At 70.3% G+C, this 16048-nt stretch carries 13 protein-coding genes; 4 read left to right on the top strand and 9 right to left on the bottom strand.

The window, feature by feature from the left end:
• Window positions 1-70 precede the first annotated feature (70 nt).
• From JDY09_RS00165 to JDY09_RS00175, 3 genes are read right to left on the bottom strand one after another with little or no spacing between them, the layout of a single operon-like run.
• Window positions 71-1639 carry an O-antigen ligase family protein gene (locus JDY09_RS00165; RefSeq protein WP_274716799.1) on the bottom strand — a complete coding sequence of 523 codons (1569 nt, stop codon included), beginning with the start codon at window positions 1637-1639 and terminating at the stop codon, window positions 71-73.
• Between the two features lie 10 nt (window positions 1640-1649).
• Window positions 1650-2678 (bottom strand): glycosyltransferase family 2 protein, encoded by a 1029-nt coding sequence (locus JDY09_RS00170; RefSeq protein WP_274716800.1) that lies wholly within the window; start codon window positions 2676-2678, stop codon window positions 1650-1652.
• 14 nt (window positions 2679-2692) lie between these two features.
• The gene (locus JDY09_RS00175; RefSeq protein ID WP_274716801.1) at window positions 2693-3946 is read right to left on the bottom strand and encodes a glycosyltransferase family 4 protein; all 1254 of its coding nucleotides are present in this window, start codon (window positions 3944-3946) and stop codon (window positions 2693-2695) included.
• A 117-nt stretch (window positions 3947-4063) separates the two neighbouring features.
• Between JDY09_RS00175 and JDY09_RS00180 the strand changes: the two genes are divergently transcribed.
• Window positions 4064-4708, top strand: a complete 645-nt coding sequence (locus JDY09_RS00180) for a sugar transferase (protein ID WP_274716802.1) — start codon at window positions 4064-4066, stop codon at window positions 4706-4708.
• Window positions 4709-4786: 78 nt separating this feature from the next.
• On the opposite strand, the gene JDY09_RS00185 is transcribed toward JDY09_RS00180, so the two are convergent.
• The 4 genes from JDY09_RS00185 to nucS all read right to left on the bottom strand — a co-directional run bounded on the left by JDY09_RS00185 (window position 4787) and on the right by nucS (window position 9329).
• Window positions 4787-6799: a peptidoglycan recognition protein family protein gene (locus tag JDY09_RS00185; RefSeq protein WP_274716803.1), complete on the bottom strand. Its 2013-nt coding sequence runs from the start codon at window positions 6797-6799 to the stop codon at window positions 4787-4789.
• 189 nt (window positions 6800-6988) lie between these two features.
• Window positions 6989-7582: a DUF3105 domain-containing protein gene (locus JDY09_RS00190; protein WP_274716804.1), complete on the bottom strand. Its 594-nt coding sequence runs from the start codon at window positions 7580-7582 to the stop codon at window positions 6989-6991.
• Window positions 7583-7640: 58 nt separating this feature from the next.
• Window positions 7641-8564 (bottom strand): alpha/beta fold hydrolase, encoded by a 924-nt coding sequence (locus JDY09_RS00195; RefSeq protein WP_274716805.1) that lies wholly within the window; start codon window positions 8562-8564, stop codon window positions 7641-7643.
• 93 nt (window positions 8565-8657) lie between these two features.
• Window positions 8658-9329: an endonuclease NucS gene (gene nucS / locus JDY09_RS00200; RefSeq protein ID WP_274716806.1), complete on the bottom strand. Its 672-nt coding sequence runs from the start codon at window positions 9327-9329 to the stop codon at window positions 8658-8660.
• A gap of 153 nt (window positions 9330-9482) precedes the next feature.
• On the opposite strand from nucS, the gene JDY09_RS00205 reads away from it, so the two are divergent.
• The gene (locus tag JDY09_RS00205; protein WP_274716807.1) at window positions 9483-11831 is read left to right on the top strand and encodes a putative bifunctional diguanylate cyclase/phosphodiesterase; all 2349 of its coding nucleotides are present in this window, start codon (window positions 9483-9485) and stop codon (window positions 11829-11831) included.
• On the opposite strand, the gene JDY09_RS00210 is transcribed toward JDY09_RS00205, so the two are convergent.
• Window positions 11803-12315 (bottom strand): SRPBCC family protein, encoded by a 513-nt coding sequence (locus JDY09_RS00210; protein WP_274716808.1) that lies wholly within the window; start codon window positions 12313-12315, stop codon window positions 11803-11805. The two genes, JDY09_RS00205 and JDY09_RS00210, sit on opposite strands and share 29 nt — an antisense overlap.
• A gap of 16 nt (window positions 12316-12331) precedes the next feature.
• Here JDY09_RS00210 and JDY09_RS00215 point away from each other — a divergent pair, with 16 nt between their 5' ends.
• Both JDY09_RS00215 and JDY09_RS00220 read left to right on the top strand, forming a co-directional pair.
• Window positions 12332-13876 (top strand): acyl-CoA carboxylase subunit beta, encoded by a 1545-nt coding sequence (locus tag JDY09_RS00215; protein WP_274716809.1) that lies wholly within the window; start codon window positions 12332-12334, stop codon window positions 13874-13876.
• Between the two features lie 18 nt (window positions 13877-13894).
• The gene (locus JDY09_RS00220; protein ID WP_274716810.1) at window positions 13895-15109 is read left to right on the top strand and encodes a cytochrome P450; all 1215 of its coding nucleotides are present in this window, start codon (window positions 13895-13897) and stop codon (window positions 15107-15109) included.
• 84 nt (window positions 15110-15193) lie between these two features.
• Here JDY09_RS00220 and JDY09_RS00225 read toward each other — a convergent pair whose 3' ends face one another.
• On the bottom strand, window positions 15194-15925 hold the full coding sequence (locus JDY09_RS00225; RefSeq protein WP_274716811.1) for a hypothetical protein: 732 nt from the start codon (window positions 15923-15925) through the stop codon (window positions 15194-15196).
• Between the last annotated feature and the right edge of the window lie 123 nt (window positions 15926-16048).

Below are 16048 nucleotides of genomic sequence, written 5' to 3' on the forward strand. Positions count from 1 at the left end.
GCTCGGGCGCCAGGCCCACCCGCGGCTTCCGCGAGGGCATTGGCTTCGCGCGCTGGAGCGTGCTCCCCGGTCATCGCGCCGCTTCGGCTGTCGGGAGCGCAGAGAGCTGGCGCGTCTTCGCACCACGCGCGTCCGGTTCGCTGCTACGCGCGCGCTGACGGGCCCGCCAGCGGCTCTCTGGATCGGGCCGCGCCAACCACGCTGCCGCCAGCGCGGGCAACACCCAGGTGAGCGGGTCCTCGAGCAAGTTGCTGTAGCCGAGCGCGTGCACGAACAGGGCGATGAGACAGGCGCCGAGTGCGACCGCGAGCGGCTCGTGGAACCGGCGCAGGTCTGCGAGCGTGCGCCACACACCGACGCAGGCCCAGGCGAAAAGAGCGAACCCGAGAGCACCCAGCTCGGCGATGACGGCGGCGGGAGCGGTGTGCGCGGCGAAGCTCGCGATCGGTCGGTCGCTGTGCGCAAGGCGCTTGCTGACGCGCGGTTGGCTGGCGATGCCGACGCCGAACAGCGGACTCTCGCCGGCAGCGTCGAGTGCGCGCTCGAGGCGGCCCAAGCGGTCGCTCGACACGCGGTTCACCGACACGCCGTTTGCCACTTGCCAAACGCCGTAGCCGAGCGCGAGCACCGAGGCGGCGAGCGCCGCGGCTGTCGCGGCGAGCTTCAGCCGACGGCCGCCCAGCGTTACCGCGATTGCACAGGTCGCGGCGATCAGCGCAACCATGCTCGTTTGCGAGAACGAAAACAGCATTCCGGTCCAAAGGAGCACGGCCAGCGGCCAGGCGTAGCGAGCGCGCAGGCGGCCGAGCGCAACAGCGACGAGGATCACGCACAACGCGAGCACGAGATGGCGCGCGTAGAGGCTCGGATCGCCGAACAGCGATGTGACGCGGAAGAGGTCGGTGTTGGCGTTCGAGAGCGCGAGGTTCGGTGCGTAGAAGAAGAGCTCGTGGGTAGCGAACTGCCAGATGCCGATGGCGGCGAAGATCGCGGCCAAGCCAGTGGCGACCCACGCCGTGTGGCGGGGCATCGCGAGCGCCGCCGGAGTGCGCCCGACGACGCAGAGAAGCGTCGCAAACGGCAGGGCGAAGAAGAACAGATAGTTGGCGGCCGCTTCGCGGTCCTCGGCCCACAGCAGAGAGAGGCACACGAAGGCGAGGAGGAGGCTCGCTGGGCGAGCGAGTGCGCGCGGCAGCGGCGGTGCCCCGCCCTTGCGGTAGAGCCGCCAGACGAAGGCGAGAGTCGCGCAGGCGAGAAGCGCGTAGAGCGGGATCAGGCGGCCGAGTCGACCGTCGCGCGCTGCCGCCACGAACAGCGGGTGTTCGGGGCCGAAGTCGAGCGGCGGTCGCAGCGGCGCGAGCGCCACCGCCAGTGGTGCGAGCGCCGCGGGCCATCGCACCAAGATCGCGGCGCCGACGCCGAGCAGCAGGCAAGCGGCGAACGCCGCGACCGCTCCTGTCGGCGAAGCGAGCCGATCGATCGTGGCGGTGCCAAGCAGCGAAGTGCCGAGCGCCACTTCCCCGACAGCAAGAGCCGCCACGCCGACAAGCGAGGGCACGCGGTCGTACGACAGCAGCGCGAGCAGGCAGCCGAGGGCGCCGACGACAGCGCCGAGCTCGGCCAGCACAGGATGCTCCACGCTGCGGACCTTACCCGTCGGCAGCCGCGCGGCTGCGGTTGAACGCCGCTGCCGCTTCGCGCAGACCTTCGCCCCGCCCTCCCAAGAGCTGTTGCCAGGCGTGCAACCGCCAGCGACGTGTGTCGTCGCGCCGGCGCAAGCAAGCAACGAGCAAACGTACGCAGTAGAACCACGTCCACGCCGCACGCCACAGCGCGCGCGTCAACGGCCCGTGGTGCTTGCGCATGTACAAGGAGCGGCCGCGGTGGAACTCGACTATCCGTCGCCGCATCGCGTGCGGGTCGGTTGAGAGCTGGTCGTGGTGAACGCAGCGCGCCTGCGGCACGAAGAGGATGCGCCAGCCTGCGTCGCGGAGCCGCTTCTGGAAGTCGGTCTCGTCGGAGTAGACGAAGAACTCGGGGTCGAGAAAGCCGATCTCGGCCGCCGCCCGGCGGCGCACGAGCAGCGCCGACGACTGGCACCACCCGACCTCGCGCACCCGGTTGCCTTTGCTCTGCACGGCGAGTCGCTGTAACCCGCAGACGGCGGCGAGCGCCCACAGCACCCCAGGCAACCGCCAGGCGCACGCCTGCGGGGTTCCGTCGGGCGCGACCAGTTGCGCGCCGGCGGCGGCTGCGCGCGGGTCGGCTTCGAGGGCGGCGACGAGCGCAGCGGCGGCGCCGGGCAGGAGCTCGGAGTCCTCGTTGAGGAGCAAGCAGTAGCGGCCGCGGGCGCTTGCCAGGAGCTGCGAATCGTTTTCGGCTTTGCCCCTGCGCGTGTCGAGCGCGATCACGGATACGCCCGGGAACCGCTCGCGCAGCATCGCGAGAGATCCGTCGGTGGATGCGTTGTCGAGAACGATCACTTCGTGCGTGAGCTCGCGCGGGTGGCTGCGCTCGATCGCTGCGAGGCAGGCGGCGAGCAGCTCCTGCCCGTTTGTGTTCACCACGCAGTACGAGAGGTCGATAGCTTCCCGACGATCGACGCCCGCAGCTGACGTTTCTGCGTGCCGGTCACCGCCGTCGTCGGGTCGGGGGCTGCGATCGTCTTGCGAGATCATGGTGACCTCTGCTGTCAGGCGACCCGCTCTGGCGCGCGCGAGCGCGGGTCGGCGGCGCGGCCGCTGCGGGCAAGTGCTTCCAGCACTTCGAGCACTCGCGCGGCGAGCAAGTCGCGCGAGAACTCGCGCTCGGCGAGGGCGCGCGCGTTGTGCCCGAACCGCTCGCGCAGGAGCGGGTCGTCGCGCAGGCGAACAAGCGCGTTCGCGAGCGCGTCGCCGTCGTCGGGCGGTACGAAGACGCCGGCCTCGTTGCGCTCCACCAGCTCGGCGAGCCAGCCGGGAGTGTTGACGATCACCGGCTTGCCGGCTGCAAGCGCGTCGAAGAACTTGTTCGGCGAGCCTTTCCAGAGGGCGGGCAGTGCCTTGAAGATCACGAGCAGGGCGTCGGCGGCAGCCGCAATCTGAGCCGCTTCGGCACGCGGCACCGGTCCGCAGAAGCGCACGTTCGCAAGCCCGGCCTCGGCCACTGCCGCCTCGAGCACCGGTCGCCGCGCGCCGTCGCCGCAGAGAACGATCGTCACATCGCGGACCCCGCGCCGCTCGAGCTCACGCGCGGCGGCGATCACCTGTGTCAAGTCGTTGGCAGCGCCCATCGTCCCGAGGTAGGCGCACACGAAGCGGTTGGCGAGGTCGTGGCGCCGCCGCCACTCCCAGCCGTCGCGATCGGGGCGGAACAGTTCGAGATCGCTCGCGTTCGGTACGAGCGTGATCCGCTCGCGGTCGGCGCCGGCCTGCACCATGCCGTCGCGGATTCCCGGCGAGAGCGCGATCAAGGCGTCGGCGGCGCGATAGACGCGACGCTCGGCCAGGCGCGCCGCCGAGCGCAGCAGCGGGTTGCGCAGGGCGCCCATCTGGATCGGTGCTTCCGGCCAAAGATCGCGCACCTCGAAGGCGAGCGGGACGCCGAAACGGCGAGCGGCGGCGATCGCCGGGCCGGCCATCGTCAACGGCGGCGAGGTCGCGTAGACGACGTCCGGACGCGGCTGGGCGAGCACGACCCGGCGAGCAGCGCGGGCGAAGCGCGCGAACGCCACCATGCGCTGGCGGTAGGGCAGGTTCGTCGCTGCCACGTAATTGGCGTAGCCGGCACGAACCGGAACCACGTCGATACCGTCCACGCTGTAGGGCTGTTCGTCCGGACGGCGCGCGGCGGTTACCATCGTCACCGCGTGGCCACGCGCGACGAAGCGGCGCGCGAACTCGTAAGAGCGCGTCCCACCGACGTCCTGGCGCGTGGCGAAGAACTGATGGAGATAGAGGATCCGCACGGGACCGGCGGCAACGGTAGCGCCTCGACAGGGGCCGCGCAGGCGAACGCCGACACGCGCGCCGCAGCCGATCGGGCGGGCACAGCAGCGAAGGGGCCGGCAGGTCGTGCGGCGTCGATGGCATCGCCGACCGAAGCGGTCCCGCCGGTGCCGACCCTGCCGCACGGTCGTGCGACGCGCCTCCTCGACGTGACGTTGGCGAGTCTCGCGCTTGCGATGGCGGCGCCGCTACTCGCTGTGGCCGCAATCGCGATCAAGCTGACGTCGCCGGGGCCGGTCTTCTACCGGCAGCGACGGGTCGGACGGGGCGGGCGTGTCTTCGAGCTTCTCAAGTTGCGAACCATGGTCGTCGGGGCCGAGCATCTGGGCGCTGGGATCTACGTCACGGCCGACGACCCCCGCATCACCCCGGTGGGCCGCTGGCTGCGAAGGTGGTCGATCGACGAGCTGCCCAACTTGGTGAACGTCATCCGCGGCGAGATGGCGATCGTCGGACCGCGGCCGACGGTGCCCGCCCAGGTGGTGCGCTACACCCCGCGCCAGCTGCGCAGGCTGGCGGTCAAGCCGGGCATCACGGGGTGGGCGCAGATCCACGGGCGCACCGAGTTGCCCTGGCCCGAGCGGATCGAGCTTGACCTCTGGTACGTCGAGCACCGCAGCCTCTTGCTCGATCTGAAGATCATCCTCCGCACCTTCGGGTTGCTCGTCACCGGCCGCGGTCTCTACAGCAGCGACCTCCACCAGGGTTTCGGGCCGGAGTGAGCCGGGCCGGCCGCTCTCTCCTCCGGCCAAGACGAACATGCCGTCTTCGGCGTGCGCTCGGCTCTGCCGACCCGGCCGTCAGCCGGCGGGCGCTAGCGTGCCGCCGCCTCCGCCGCGCACGACCGTGAGCGTCGTAAGCGGCGTGCGCGTCCAGGCGAGCCCGGCCGCTGACGCCGAGACATAGAGGACGTAGCGACCGCTGCGCGTGGGGGCGCGCAGGGCGACTGCGAAGCGCCCACGCCGCGAGGTCCGTAGCGCGAGCACTGTGCGCCGCACTGTGCGGCTCCCGCGCGCCTCCAAGAGCACCAGGCGCGGCCGTACCGAGGTCGGTGCGATCGCGCCGTGCAGGCGCAACACGGTGCCCGCGTAGAGCACGCGGGAGCGTGGCAACGCCACCGTGAGCCGCGCGCGCACGCGCAGAGCGATCGGCGTCGTCGGTCCAACGCCCTCGCCGTTAGCGAGGCTGGCACGCGCGCGCACGGTCAGGCTCCGTGTCGCTCGCCAGCTTGCGCGCCAGGAGCCGTCGCTTGCCGTCACCGCCCGTGCCAGCGCTCGCCAGCGGGAGCCGCGGCGATACTCGACGACGACACGCGCCTGCCCGATCCCCGTGCCGTTTGCAGTGGCGAGGCGTCCGGTAACCGTCGCCGTGCGCCCGAAGGAGAGCGGAGAGCGCGGGCGGTCGAGCGTGAGGGTGGGTTGTGCGCCGACCTGTGTCGGGTCGGGCGCGATGCGCCCGACCAGCTCGCGCAGCCTGGCGAGTTGCGCGTCGAGAGCGTCGCCAGGACAGCTCGTCTTGTCGAGGTCGCGATGCCCGGCGATGCGTTCGACGGTGACGGGTGTGCCGGCGGGGTAGCGGTTCTCCGACCCGCCTGCCGAGGTCAAAGTCACGCTGCCGAACGTAGGCGCGCCGTGCAGCGGCAGTTTCCAGCGGATGAGGGCAGCCGTCGCGCGCAGCGCGGCGTCGGTTTGGGGTGTCGTCGTGAAGGTGCCGAGCTGGGCGATCCCCGTCGTTTGCGAGTTGTAGCCCTGGGCGTGAGCGCCGACGACAGCCTTGTCGATCCCGCCGGCACGCCCTTCGTAGATGCGTCCGTAGCGGTCGACGAGGAAGTTGTAACCGATGTCGTTCCACTTGTTGGAGTTGACGTGGTACTGGCAGATCGCCAGCACGACGTCCGGCGCCTCGGTGCGTGAGTAATCGTTGAGCGAGACTGTGTGGTGGATGACCGCGCCTTTGACGGTGCCGTACTCGGGCGGCTTGCGCGGCTTGCATTCGTTGCGCGCCCACTCTTCACGGGGCACGATCTGCGGTTGCGCGTCGGCGTGGGCGGTGCCCCCCGAGAACAGCCGTCCAACCGCTGCGACCGCTGCGCCTGCCCGTTCGACCACCGCCGACGCCAGAGCAGCGATACCGCGCGGGCGAACGACTACGAGGTGTAGGCGCGCGGCGCGCAGCGGGCGATCCGTGCTCACCTGCACAGCGTCGGCGCCACCCACCCATACGGGAAGTGAGTGCTGCGTGTTTCTCACCGCCTCGCTTGCCTGCGGATCGGGCCCCTCCGACTCTTCCGCGTCGACCCGTGCCCAACGCGTCCACCCCCGCTCGCCGAGGCGCGCTCGCAACCACACCGCGCGCGGGCGACCGTGCCAGCGCACACCCACAAGGTCGACACGTTCGCCGGTGGGGAGGGGATCGGAGGCGAAGCGCTGGGGCGGCGGCGCCGGTTCCCGCCGAGCGGCATGGTGGTCTTCCTGGCCGTTGATGGCGCGCGTCGCGGCCTTGCGCTCGAGCGCGAGACGCAGCGAGTAGTCGCGCGCCCGCTTCGCGCTCGCGACCTCCCTCCGGTCCTCGCCGTCGATGTGTAGGTGTCGCGAGGCAGCCGCGTGTGCGCCGCGGTCGTTGGGCTCGTCACCGGGAGCGCGCTTGGCTTGCCCGGCGGCGGACAGCGCTCGCGTGCTCACGGGGAGCTCGAAATCGTGCACGCGACCACGGTCGGCGAGAACGAGCGCGGTCACTGCGGCGATCGCAAAGGCGGCAGCGGTCGCAGCCACGAGCATGCGTCGCGAGACCGTGCGCCGCGCGATTGCCGCCAACAGCGGCTTGAGCGACCGGGCGGGCGAACTGGGCCCCGGTCGGAGCGCCGCACGAGGACCGGTTTGGGGCGGCGGTTTCTCGCGCACGTCGATTCCAACAGGGTACGGAGGCGAGTGTTGCGGCACTGCAAGAACCGCTGCCGAAGCGGCGATGCAGCGCGTGTGTGCCGGTGCCGTGGCGTGGTAGGGCTAGAAGACTGCCTCGGGCCCGTTGCCGCGGTTGTCGTCGCGGAAAGCGGTCAGCGCCCGCCACGTCGCTGCGTCGAGCTTGCGACAACCGAGCAGCCGTCCCGTGCCGAGCGGTGCCGGATCGGCGTTCCAGGCGGTCATCGCTACCGCGTAAGGCATCGTCCGGCGTGGCACTAGCAACATCATCCAGTCGTCCTTCTCGAAGTAGGCGCGCAGAGCGGCGCGCTGGCTACGCGGCAGGTTGGGCTTGGCCCAGAGAATTACGCGTCCGTGCTCGAGCGAGTGCACGAGCTCGGTGTCTTTCGGTGCGCGCTGGTAGAGGCCGTCGCGCGCAGCGAACTCGAAGTGGCGGCCGGACGTCGGGGGGTTTGAGCTGTACTTAACGGGCGCGTTGCGGTCGTTTACGTGATCACGCGCCGGGGCGCGCATCGTTTTGTAGTCGCAGCCCGCCGCGCGCGCCGCTGCCCGCACGTCGGCGGTGACGTGACCGACGTTCGGCGGCTCGCCCCCGCTCGGGAACACCTCCGGTGCGCTGCTGCTGGAGCCACCGCAACCGCTCGCGACGAGCGCGACCGTCACCGACGTTACGAGCAACGCTGCGCGTAACCGGGATGTGCGCGCTGTCTTTTCGGCGGGATGGCTCACGAAACCTTCAGGTCGATGTCCGGCGCACGCGGCCGCCTCGTACGTTACTAGGGCGTGCTCGCCGAGCGGGCGGCCTGGACCGCGCCGCCGTGCGCCAGCATAGCGCAGCGAAGCGAGCTATCTCGTCGGTCAGTCGCGCCGGCGAGATCCAAAGTTCGAGGATCGAGCTGCTGCGCACGAGACGAGCGTTCGGCAGCGCCCGTACGAGCTGGTCCGCGTCGGAGAAGGGGTGGATCGGGTCGCGCGGGTGCCCGATCACGAGCGCTGGTTGGCGCAGCTCGCCCCACTGCTCGTGGGGAGGAGCGACGCGTCCGTAGAACAGCCCCTGCAGCAGCGACGCCGAGGGTTTGGGATCTTGTGCCAGCCAATCGAGGCCGGTGTCGGTCAAGTGCGAGACGCCGCGCGGCAGTCGCCGTGCCACCGCGGCGACAGCACGCATCGCGGGTGCCCCGAAGGTCAAAGCGACTAGCAGGGGAGTAAAGGCCAGCGCGACGGCGACCAGCGCATTGTCGAGCACTGGCATCGACAGCACCATCCCGCGGATGCGCTCCGGCGCAAGAGCGGCCGCCTCGAGCGTCGTGTTGGCGCCGAGCGACGGGCCACCGACCACGGCTTGCTCGATCCCCTCGTGATCGAGGAGCCCGATCACGCCCTCGGCGAGGCGCGTCATCGAGTACTCCCACATCTCGGTCGGACGGTCGGACTCGCCGTGCCCGAGGAGATCGAGGGTGTAGACGCAGAAGCCGCGCTCGGCGAGAGCGCGCGCCAGCGGATCGTTGAGCCAGCGCGGAAACAAAAGGCCCGGCAAGAGGACTACGTAGCGGCTGCCGCTGCCGTAACGGTCGTAGACGAGCCGGTGGCGTGCGTACAGGAAGCTGCCGGTGACGATCGCCGAATCCACCTCCCCCTGCGCCGCCGGGCGTCGTGCCATCGCAAGCGAGCATAAAGGCGGTGCGCCCGACCTCGCCTCGGGTTCGCGCACGCCCGTCGGGGCGCGAGAAGTCGCCCGTTCAGGCCGCGAAGATCAGGCCGCGAAGAGGCGCAGCTCGGGGCTGCGCTCGCCGCGCAGTTGCGCCAGATCGATCTCGGCGCAGACGATGCCGCGCGACTCGGCGAGGGCGCGTGCTTGGGGCTTTATCGTGCAAGCCGCCAACACGCCACGACAAGGGCGCAGCTGAGGATCGGCGTTGATCCGCTCGAGGTAGCGCGTCAGCTGGTCGACCGCATCGGTCGTGGCGACGCGCTTGATCTCGACAGCCACGTACCCGCCATCGGCGTCGCGACAGAGGAGATCGACCGGCCCGATGTCGGTCGCCCACTCGCGCCGCACGAGCAGGAAACCTTCGCCGAGCGATGTCGGATCGTGGGCAAGCAGACGCTGCAGTTCCGCCTCGACCCCGTCCTTCTCGAGCTTCGACTCGGCGTCGAGTGGAAACTCCTGGTCGGCGAGGATCTCGGCGATGCGGACCTCGATCTCTTCGTCGGGCCCGCGCACGCGGCGCACGCGCAAAAGACCGGGCTGCTCCTCGATCGCCGTCGGTGCGCTCATCCAGTTGAGGGGCTTGTAGCCGCCGTAATCGGCGTGGATCTGCACCGAGCCGTCGCCCTTCAACAGCACCATGCGCACTGCCTCGGGCAATCGCGTGCGCAGGCGGCCACGGTACTCCACCTCGCAACGAGCGACGATCACGCGCATGGGCGCTCGACGCTAGCGAGGCATGCGGACGCTCGCACCCTTCGCTGCGGATCGCCTGGCCCTCGTCCAGACAGCCTGGACACCTGGCCGATCAATTTCCGCCGCTGCGCGGCCGATGCCGATACAGGACCTGCCCATACCCACGGGGGAGAAGTGTTCAGACCGCTCAGAAGTGTCGCCGCGCGGCTAGTGCCGCGCGGTCTCACAGCTACCCAGTGGCTGCTCGCCGTCGCAGGGGTGGCCAGTGTCGCTGCGCTGATGGTGGTCGCCGATGCAACACGCCGCCGTGCCGACGAGTACCGACGCGCGGAGGTGGCGCTCGAACAGATCCGTGCCGAGGCCGCCAACGTCTCGGCGATCGCATGGCAGGGCCTCTTCCGTTACTACACCGAGGGTGCGTCGGCGCCGCTCGGCACCGCGCTGTCGGCCGCCGGGGTGAGCACCTGGTCACGTATCCAAGCCGCACTCGACGAGCTCCGATCCACCGGAACGCACAGGGCGCTCGCCGTTCTCAGCCGCGATCACAACGTTCTGTTCAACGCTGGCATGGACGCCTACCGCGCCTTCCAGCGCGGTGACGCAGCGCGAGCCGTGCGCCTTGCTCGCACGCGGATCCAACCGGCGATCGAGCGGTTGGAAGCAAACGCTGCCGCGCTCGCGCGCGGGCAACGGGCGACCGCCCGATCGACGCTCGCACGCGCCCGCCTGATCCTGTTGCTGTCGGTGTTGCTCGCTGGCGTGCTCGTGGGAACGCTGGCCTGGAGGTTCGAGCGAACGCGCCGGCGGATGCGGATCGCGCAGGAGCTGCGTGCCGCCGAGCGTGCGGAGGAAGAGCGCTTGCGGGCCCTGCTCGAGCAGTCACGCGACTGCCTGTTGGTACTCAGCGACCAGCTCGTCGTCCGCTGGGCCGGCGGGGCTGCCCAGAGTCTCTTCGGCCGCGACGCGTGCGCGCTCGTCGGCGTTCCGTTCGACGCCCTCGTTGCCGACGAGGACCGGGCGCTGGTCGCCAACTTCTTAGCGGCTGCGGCTGCGCGCACGAACGGCGACGGGATCGACTGTCGCCTGCGCCACGAAAGCGGCTACACGGTTCACGCCGAAATCGTCGCGAGCGACCGCTCCACCGACCCAAAGATCGGCGGGATCGTCTTGACGGTGCGCGATATCGGCGAGCGCAAGCAGTTCGAGCAGGAGTTGCGCCACCGCGCGTTCCACGACTCGCTCACCGGTCTTCCCAACAGGGCGCTGTTCGAGGATCGCGTCGGGCAAGCGCTTGCGCGCGTGCGCAGCGGAGGCGGCCGAGCGGCCGTGATACTGGTCGATCTTGACGACTTCAAGAGCGTCAACGACGGTCTCGGTCACGGCGTCGGCGACGAGTTGCTGCGCGCTGCGGGGCGGCGCATAGCAGCTTGCGCCAAGCCCGCCGATACTGTCGCGCGGTTCGGCGGCGACGAGTTCGCGCTGCTCTGCTCGCTCGGGCAGGGCGAAGATCCCCTGACGGTTGCGTCGCGCGTACTCGCCGCCCTGCGCGACCCGTTCAATGTCGACGGCCGCGAGCTGCGCTTGTCGGCGTCGATCGGCGTCGTCGATCTCGACGCCGGCGCGACCGTCGCCGAGACCCTGCGCGACGCCGACACGGCGATGTACGCCGCGAAAGAGGGCGGTAAGGACCGCATCGAGCTGTTCGATCCCGACATGCACCGGCGGGCGCTCGCCCGGCTCGAGCTGCGCGGCGAGCTGGCACGGGCGCTTGACCACGATCAGCTGCTTGTGCACTACCAGCCGATCGTCGACCTTGAGAGCGGTCGCATCGCCGGTCTCGAAGCGCTCCTGCGCTGGAACCACCCCGAGCGCGGACTGGTCCCGCCGCTCGAGTTCATCCCGATCGCCGAGGAGAGCGGGCTGATCATCCCGATCGGCTTGTGGGTGTTGCGGCGTGCCCTCGCCGACGTCGCCGGCTGGCGGGCGCGCATCCAGGGCTGCACGATCGACGTGAGCGTCAACGTCTCGCCACGCCAGTTGCGCGAGCCAGGATTCGCCCAGGACGTCGAGAACGTGCTGCGCGACACCGGCATCGACCCCGGCGCGGTGGTGCTCGAGATCACCGAGAGCCTGCTGGCCGAGGACTCCGACGCGCTTGCCGCGCGGCTCGAACGTCTTCGCGCGCTGGGAGTGCGCATCGCCGTCGACGATTTCGGCACCGGCTACTCGGCGCTGTCGCGTCTGCGCAGCTTGCCGATCGACATCCTCAAGATCGACCGCTCCTTCATCCGCGACATCGACCGCGATCACGAAAAGGAAGCTTTGGTTCGCGGCATCCTCAGCCTCGGCCAGACGTTGCGCCTCGAGGTCGTCGCCGAAGGCATCGAAGACGAAGAGCAGGTGCGGCGGTTGCGAGCGATGGCGTCGACCTACGGGCAAGGGTTTCACTTCTCGAAGCCCCTGCCAGCGGCCGAGATCGAACGGATGCTGGCGACTACCGCCAACGTCGCGCGCGTGGCGTGACAGCGCGGGGATTGCGCGCGCCGTCGTCGGCGTCGAGGGTCGCCGCCAGCGCCGCGACCGCGTGTGCAGCGATGCGCTGCAGGAGGCGGCGACCGCCGAGGAGCACGAGCACTCGGTCGAAAGCGCCCAGTTCGACGGCAGCGATATCGAGCTGCACGCGCGTGGTGCCGGGCGACGGCGGTGGTTCCACGCGCCAGCGCACGCGCACTCTCGTGGGCGCGCCGCCTCGGCCCGCCACGGCCAGCCCCACTAGCGAGCGCTCATCGACGCTCTCGACGCGGGTGCGCACGCGACGACGGCTGCCACAAGGCCCCCTCACCACCAGCTCCGCACCGACCGGACGCCCGCCGGCACCGAGCTCTAGTCGCGCCACCGTCACGAGCGGTCCGAGCAACTCCCAGTGACGTTCGAGATCGCCGATCACAGCCATCACGGCGCTGGTGGGAGCGGCGATCAGGCTCTCGCAAGTCGCGAGCCGGCGCACCAATAGAGTTTCGGCGATGTCGGGGAGGGAGGGAAGCGCTAGCGGCGACGCGTTGTCGGAGCTGGAGCGTCTGCGGCGCGCTACGAGCGACGAAGGGCGTGCGACGGCGGTTGCCCGCCGCCACGCAGCGGGCGGCCGAACGGCGCGCGAGAACGTGGCGGCGCTCGTCGATCCCGGGACGTTCGTCGAGTACGGGCGATTGGCCGTCGCCGCGCAACGCTCGCGCCGCACGCTCGACGAGCTCTACGAGCGCACGCCGGCCGACGGCCTCGTCGCCGGCATCGCGACCGTGAACGGCCGCCTGTTCGGAGAGCGAGCGCGGTGCGTGGTGATGGCCTACGACTACACCGTGCTCGCCGGTACGCAAGGGGCGATCGGCCACCGCAAGAAGGACCGCATGTTCGAGCTCGTCGAGCGGGCGCGGCTGCCGGTGGTCTTCTTCGTCGAGGGCGGCGGCGGGCGCCCCGGCGACACGGACTTTCCCGTCGCCTCTGCCCTCGACGTACGTGCCTTCGCGCTGTGGGCGCGCCTAGCGGGCCACGTTCCCCGCATCGCTGTCGTCAACGGCTACTGCTTCGCTGGCAACGCCGTTCTCGCCGGTTGCGCCGACCTCGTCGTTGCGACCGAACGTTCCTGGCTCGGGATGGGTGGACCGGCGATGATCGAGGCAGGAGGTCTCGGGCAGGTCGCTGCGGACGAGATCGGTCCCGCCGCGGAGCAGGCGGCGAACGGTGTCGTCGACATCGTCGTCCAAGACGAAGAGGAGGCGGCGAGGGTCGTTCGCACGTTGCTCTCCTACTTCCAGGGCGACCTCGACGGCGGTGAGGCGGAAGCACAGGAACAGCTCCGTACAGCGATACCGGCCAGCAGCAGGCGCGCTTTCGACATCCGCAGGGTTGTCGACACGGTCTTCGACCGTGGCTCTGTCACCTACCTGGGCGAGCGCTACGCCCCTGAGCTCGTTACGGCGCTGGCTCGCCTCGAAGGTCGCGCGGTCGCCGTGATCGCCAACAACAGCCTCCACAAAGCGGGCGTGATCACGAGCGAGGCGGCGGCCAAAGCCGCGCGTTTTCTCGGTCTTTGCGCCGACTTCGAGCTGCCGGTCGTGTCGTTCGTCGACACCCCGGGTTTCATGGTTGGACCCGAACACGAACGTACCGGCTTGGTGCGCCACGCCGGCGACTTTCTGCGCGCCGGTGCGCGGCTGCGGGCGCCGCTTCTGGCGGTGGTAGTGCGCCGCGGCTTCGGTTTGGGCGCTCAGGCGATGGTCGGCGGCAGCCTGCGCGAACCGTACTTGGCCGTCGCCTGGGCCGGGGCGCAGCTCGGGCCGATGAATCTGGAGGGAGCGGTCAGGCTGGCGCTGCGGCGGGAACTTGAGCGCGTTGCCGACGAGGCCGAGCGCGAGCGGATCGTGCGCGACGCCACACGGCTCGCCGAGGAGCAAGGCAGCGCGCTGAACGCCGCGCGGCTTTTCGAGCTCGACGACGTCATCGACCCGGTCGAGACGCGGAGCTGTCTCGCCCGGGCGTTGGCTACGTACGGTGCGAGCGGCTCGCTCTAACAGGGTACGCTGGCAGCGATGGCGGGGACGGCGGTCGAGGAGCTCGATCTGCCTCTGTTCGACTACCTCGATCCGCAGCTACGCGGCGAACAGCTGCACCGGGTGGTGCGCGACCTGCGCGAGCGAGGGTGGCTCGCGCGCGCGCCGATCGGCTACGTCGTGCTCGACCGTGAAGCGGCGGAGTTCTTCCTGCGCGCCCGCGAGGCGGTGTTCCCCGGGCTCAAGATCGCCGAGCTCTTCGGCGTGCCCGAGGGGCCACTGCTCGAACAGATCCGTCGCAACATCCTGAACCTGACGGGCGACAGTCACCGCCGGCTGCGCAACCTTGTCAACCCCTTCTTCACTCCCCGCGCCGCCGATCGCCGGCGTCCGCTTATGCGCGAACTGTTAGCGGCCCTATGGGAAAAACTGTCTGCGGAGAAGCGCTGCGAGGCCGTCGGGGCGCTCTGCGAGCCCTACCCCGCGCAAGCGATCGCCCGTGTGGTCGGTGCCCCGCTCGCCGACGCGCCGCTCCTCGAGCGCTGGTCGGGCCTCATCCAGCAACAGTTCGACGGCCCCGCCCTGCTCGCGCGGCGCGACGAGATCGAACGCGCCTGCGCCGAGTTCTACGAGTACTGCGCCGCGCTGATCGGCGAGCGCCGTGCACGGCCGCGCGACGATCTTGTGTCGGAGCTCGTGCGCGCCGAGCAGGAAGGCGATCGTTTGAGCGACGTCGAGTGCATGAACCTGGTGCTGAACGTGCTGGTCGGAGGTGTCGAGACGACGCAGGCGCAGCTCGCCCACGCCCTGCGTCTGTTCGCAACGCACCCCAAGCAGTGGCAGCTGCTGGCCGAGCGGCCAGAGTTGGCTGGCCGTGCGGTCGAGGAGGTGCTGCGCTTCGAGCCGGTGACGCCGTTCACAGCGCGCCTGCTGGAGCGGGATGTCGAGTTTCGGGGCGTCCGCTTTCCCGCCGGCACGGTGGTGATGGTGTGCCAACTGGCTGCCAACCGCGATGGAGTGCCAGGCGACCCCGATCGTTTCGACATCGCGCGCCCCCCGGGTGGGCCGCGCACGTTGGCGTTCGGTGCCGGCATCCACTACTGCCTCGGCGCCAACCTCGCTCGCGTCGAGCTCGAGGAGGCGCTCGCCTTCCTCGCGCCGCGTATGCCCAATCTCGCGCTCGACGGCGAGGTCGTCCTCGGCACCGTGCACGGTGTCTACGGCGTCGAGCAGCTGCCGCTGCGGTGGCGGTGAAAAAAAGAACGGCCCGCCGCTTGAAAGCGGTGGGGCGCCGTGTCCCCCGGTCGGAGCGCTTCGCGCTCGCTTCCGTCGTGTCAGCTAGCTGTCGGCGTTGCTGTCGCTCGCGGTGCCGTCGTCGGAGTTCGAGGAGTCCGCGTGCCGCTTCCGGTGGGGCGGGCCGTCGCCGGGCCAGCGCTCTGTCGCGACGACTTTGAACTCCCTGTCGACGCGGACTTCGAGGTAGTCGCCGTCCGCGGTCTTGATGTGGGCCTCGTAGGCGGCCTGCGAATCAGCACTGGTTTCGCTGCGCAGAATCTGCGCCCCCGGGTACTTGGCGAGCACCGCTTGCTCGACCTTCTGCTTAGTCGTCCCCGTCAACGGTCGCTCGCGCCAGCGGCGGCTCCGCCGTCCGTCCTTGTCGCGGCAGGGGCGGGCCGGCTCGGCTTTGACAGCGGTAGCGCGGAAGTCCGAGTTGACCAGCACCACACGGCGTTTGCCGTCCGCGGTGACGATGTGCGCGTGATAGCGGGTGGAGTAGGGACCGCCCGCTTCGACGCGCTCCACGGTGGCACCGGGCACCTTCGCGAGCGCGGCCTTTTTGACCTTCGCCGCTACCGACGAGCTCAGCGCCCGGTCGGGCCGGTGAGCGCCGTGAAGGCCACGGCCGTGCCAGCCGCCCGGTCGCCAGGGCGGACCGTCCGGGTCCGCGGTGGAGGTCGAGGAGTTGGTGGTCGTGGTGTTGTCGGCGGCTCCCGCTACGACGCCGCCGCCCAGGGCGAACGCTGCGAGTACCGACAACCACAAGAGACTCCTCTGTAAGTAACGAAGCATCGCGCCTCCTTTTCGTCGTTTTCTCGTTGGCGCGAATGCTGTGCGTCGCAGCCTGGAGATACCTCGGCGTAGGCTGAGAGAAACCTAAGAAGCGGCGCTCCCCTAGGAGCGGCGCCCGCCGCA

It is taken from the genome of Thermoleophilum album, assembly GCF_028867705.1.
Taxonomy (GTDB): Bacteria; Actinomycetota; Thermoleophilia; order Solirubrobacterales; family Thermoleophilaceae; genus Thermoleophilum.

Excerpts from the sequence above, each read along its gene's own strand:
- JDY09_RS00180 (WP_274716802.1), top strand. The coding sequence starts at position 4,064 with ATGGCATCGCCGACCGAAGCGGTCCCGCCGGTGCCGACCCTGCCGCAC.
- JDY09_RS00195 (WP_274716805.1), bottom strand. The coding sequence starts at position 8,564 with ATGGCACGACGCCCGGCGGCGCAGGGGGAGGTGGATTCGGCGATCGTC.
- JDY09_RS00225 (WP_274716811.1), bottom strand. The coding sequence starts at position 15,925 with ATGCTTCGTTACTTACAGAGGAGTCTCTTGTGGTTGTCGGTACTCGCA.
- JDY09_RS00215 (WP_274716809.1), top strand. The coding sequence starts at position 12,332 with ATGTCGGGGAGGGAGGGAAGCGCTAGCGGCGACGCGTTGTCGGAGCTG.
- nucS (WP_274716806.1), bottom strand. The coding sequence starts at position 9,329 with ATGCGCGTGATCGTCGCTCGTTGCGAGGTGGAGTACCGTGGCCGCCTG.
- JDY09_RS00170 (WP_274716800.1), bottom strand. The coding sequence starts at position 2,678 with ATGATCTCGCAAGACGATCGCAGCCCCCGACCCGACGACGGCGGTGAC.
- JDY09_RS00220 (WP_274716810.1), top strand. The coding sequence starts at position 13,895 with ATGGCGGGGACGGCGGTCGAGGAGCTCGATCTGCCTCTGTTCGACTAC.